Source organism: Larsenimonas rhizosphaerae, from assembly GCF_026240105.1.
In the GTDB taxonomy this organism is placed as follows: Bacteria; Pseudomonadota; Gammaproteobacteria; order Pseudomonadales; family Halomonadaceae; genus Larsenimonas; species Larsenimonas rhizosphaerae.
Genome location: NZ_JAPIVE010000007.1, coordinates 2,116 through 5,563 on the forward strand (window position 1 = coordinate 2,116; position 3,448 = coordinate 5,563).

At 53.8% G+C, this 3,448-nt stretch carries 2 tRNA genes and 2 rRNA genes (1 of these 4 cut by a window edge); all 4 read right to left on the minus strand.

Features of this window, described 5'->3' with window-relative positions:
• Positions 1–1,152: ribosomal RNA gene (locus OQ287_RS15210) — 23S ribosomal RNA — on the minus strand (it extends 1,842 nt beyond the left edge of the window).
• A 258-nt stretch (positions 1,153–1,410) separates the two neighbouring features.
• Positions 1,411–1,486 (minus strand) — tRNA-Ala (locus OQ287_RS15215).
• A 76-nt stretch (positions 1,487–1,562) separates the two neighbouring features.
• Positions 1,563–1,639 (minus strand) — tRNA-Ile (locus OQ287_RS15220).
• 69 nt (positions 1,640–1,708) lie between these two features.
• Positions 1,709–3,248, minus strand: a 16S ribosomal RNA gene (locus tag OQ287_RS15225).
• Together the 16S and 23S rRNA genes with 2 tRNA genes alongside form the textbook arrangement of a ribosomal RNA operon.
• Positions 3,249–3,448 lie beyond the last annotated feature (200 nt).

The window sequence follows — 3,448 nt, forward strand, 5'->3', positions numbered from 1 at the left end:
CCCGCAGCTTCGGCTCCTGGTTTGAGCCCCGTTACATCTTCCGCGCAGGCCGACTCGACTAGTGAGCTATTACGCTTTCTTTAAAGGATGGCTGCTTCTAAGCCAACCTCCTAGCTGTCTGAGCCTTCCCACATCGTTTCCCACTTAACCAGGAATTGGGGGCCTTAGCTGGCGGTCTGGGTTGTTTCCCTTTTCACGACGGACGTTAGCACCCGCCGTGTGTCTCCCACGCTGCACTCACCGGTATTCGGAGTTTGCCTCGGGTTGGTAACCCGGGATGGGCCCCTAGCCGAAACAGTGCTCTACCCCCGGCGGTGATACGTGAGGCACTACCTAAATAGTTTTCGAGGAGAACCAGCTATCTCCGGGCTTGATTAGCCTTTCACTCCGATCCACAGGTCATCTCAGCATTTTTCAACATACTTGAGTTCGGTCCTCCAGTTGATGTTACTCAACCTTCAACCTGCCCATGGATAGATCGCCCGGTTTCGGGTCTATTTCCAGCAACTGATCGCCCATTTAAGACTCGGTTTCCCTACGCCTCCCCTATACGGTTAAGCTCGCTACTGAAAATAAGTCGCTGACCCATTATACAAAAGGTACGCAGTCACAGAACAAGTCTGCTCCCACTGCTTGTACGCACACGGTTTCAGGATCTATTTCACTCCCCTCTCCGGGGTTCTTTTCGCCTTTCCCTCACGGTACTGGTTCACTATCGGTCAGTCAGGAGTATTTAGCCTTGGAGGATGGTCCCCCCATGTTCAGTCAGGGTTTCTCGTGCCCCGACCTACTCGATTTCACCATGGTTGAATTTCAGCTACGGGACTATCACCCTGTATCGTCAGGTTTCCCACCCTGTTCGCTTATTGGCCCCATGGCTTAAGGGCTGGTCCCCGTTCGCTCGCCGCTACTTGGGGAATCTCGGTTGATTTCTTTTCCTCGGGGTACTTAGATGTTTCAGTTCCCCCGGTTCGCCTCCATGAGCTATGTATTCACTCATGGATACTTACCTGATGGTAAGTGGGTTTCCCCATTCAGAGATCGCCGGGTCACAGGTTATTTGCCACCTCACCGACGCTTATCGCAGGCTATCACGTCTTTCATCGCCTCTGACTGCCTAGGCATCCACCGTGTGCGCTTAATCGCTTGACCATATAACCCCAAGGGGTCTGATCAGTGATTAATCGTTCTTAGTACGATTCGCCGGATACGCTTGAAACGTATCTCAATTTTGCAGATCAGCATCGTTCACAGCACTCCAGTTGCCTGAAGGCGTTCATGACACTGACCTGCGTCAGCATGATCCATATTGTTAAAGAGCGTACTGTTCAAGGAACAGTGAGAAAACGACATGAACTGTCATCTTTTCACTATACCCTTACAGGGTACTACGGAGACTGTCGAGAGAGATGGTGGAGCCAAGCGGGATCGAACCGCTGACCTCCTGCGTGCAAGGCAGGCGCTCTCCCAGCTGAGCTATGGCCCCTTGATATTCATTCAGGTCATGGTCGTGATGTGCTCAAGGAGAGCAGGTCATCAATCGAGGGCGAACTGAATAAATTTGGTGGGTCTGGGCAGACTCGAACTGCCGACCTCACCCTTATCAGGGGTGCGCTCTAACCAACTGAGCTACAGACCCAAACAGTCTTCGCTCTATCCGATCAGGTAATTTGTTGTGGGCGCGTTGGCCGGGGTGTGTCATATCGTTTAAGGAGGTGATCCAGCCGCAGGTTCCCCTACGGCTACCTTGTTACGACTTCACCCCAGTCGTGAACCACACCGTGGTGATCGCTCTCCCGAAGGTTAAGCTAACCACTTCTGGTGCAGTCCACTCCCATGGTGTGACGGGCGGTGTGTACAAGGCCCGGGAACGTATTCACCGTGGCATTCTGATCCACGATTACTAGCGATTCCGACTTCATGGAGTCGAGTTGCAGACTCCAATCCGGACTGAGGCAGGCTTTATGGGATTAGCTTCACGTCGCCGCTTCGCAACCCTTTGTACCTGCCATTGTAGCACGTGTGTAGCCCTACCCGTAAGGGCCATGATGACTTGACGTCGTCCCCACCTTCCTCCGGTTTGTCACCGGCAGTCTCCCTAGAGTTCCCGGCCGGACCGCTGGCAAATAGGGATAGGGGTTGCGCTCGTTACGGGACTTAACCCAACATTTCACAACACGAGCTGACGACAGCCATGCAGCACCTGTCTCAGAGTTCCCGAAGGCACGAAGCTATCTCTAGCGACTTCTCTGGATGTCAAGGGTAGGTAAGGTTCTTCGCGTTGCATCGAATTAAACCACATGCTCCACCGCTTGTGCGGGCCCCCGTCAATTCATTTGAGTTTTAGCCTTGCGGCCGTACTCCCCAGGCGGTCTACTTATTGCGTTAACTGCGCCACCAAGTCCTCAAGGGACCCAACGGCTAGTAGACATCGTTTACGGCGTGGACTACCAGGGTATCTAATCCTGTTTGCTACCCACGCTTTCGCGCCTCAGCGTCAGTGTCAGTCCAGAAGGCCGCCTTCGCCACTGGTATTCCTCCCGATCTCTACGCATTTCACCGCTACACCGGGAATTCTACCTTCCTCTCCTGCACTCAAGTCCGCCCGTTCCGGATGCAATTCCCAGGTTGAGCCCGGGGCTTTCACACCCGGCGTGACAGACCGCCTACGCGCCCTTTACGCCCAGTAATTCCGATTAACGCTTGCACCCTCCGTATTACCGCGGCTGCTGGCACGGAGTTAGCCGGTGCTTCTTCTGCGGGTGATGTCGCCCCTGACGGGTATTGACCGTCAGGATTTCTTCCCCGCTGAAAGTGCTTTACAACCCGAAAGCCTTCTTCACACACGCGGCATGGCTGGATCAGGCTTTCGCCCATTGTCCAATATTCCCCACTGCTGCCTCCCGTAGGAGTCTGGGCCGTGTCTCAGTCCCAGTGTGGCTGATCATCCTCTCAGACCAGCTACGGATCGTCGCCTTGGTGAGCCATTACCTCACCAACAAGCTAATCCGACATAGGCTCATCCGATAGCGCAAGGTCCGAAGATCCCCTGCTTTCTCCCGTAGGACGTATGCGGTATTAGCCTGGGTTTCCCCAGGTTATCCCCCACTATCGGGCAGATTCCTATGCATTACTCACCCGTCCGCCGCTCGTCAGCATCCAGCAAGCTGGACCTGTTACCGCTCGACTTGCATGTGTTAAGCCTGCCGCCAGCGTTCAATCTGAGCCATGATCAAACTCTTCAGTTTTAAATCAATTAGTCACTTGAGGTGACAATTCTGGCTCGAGACTTCTACTACTCTTGACGAGTCGCTTGATCTCGATATTTGGTGATGTGATCATCACCCCGAGCCAAGCGCCCACACAAATTACCTGATCGACTTGTTAAAGAGCGTCTCATTACCGGCTGTGCCGTGTAGCGAGTGGATGCGTATTATACGTATCCGGT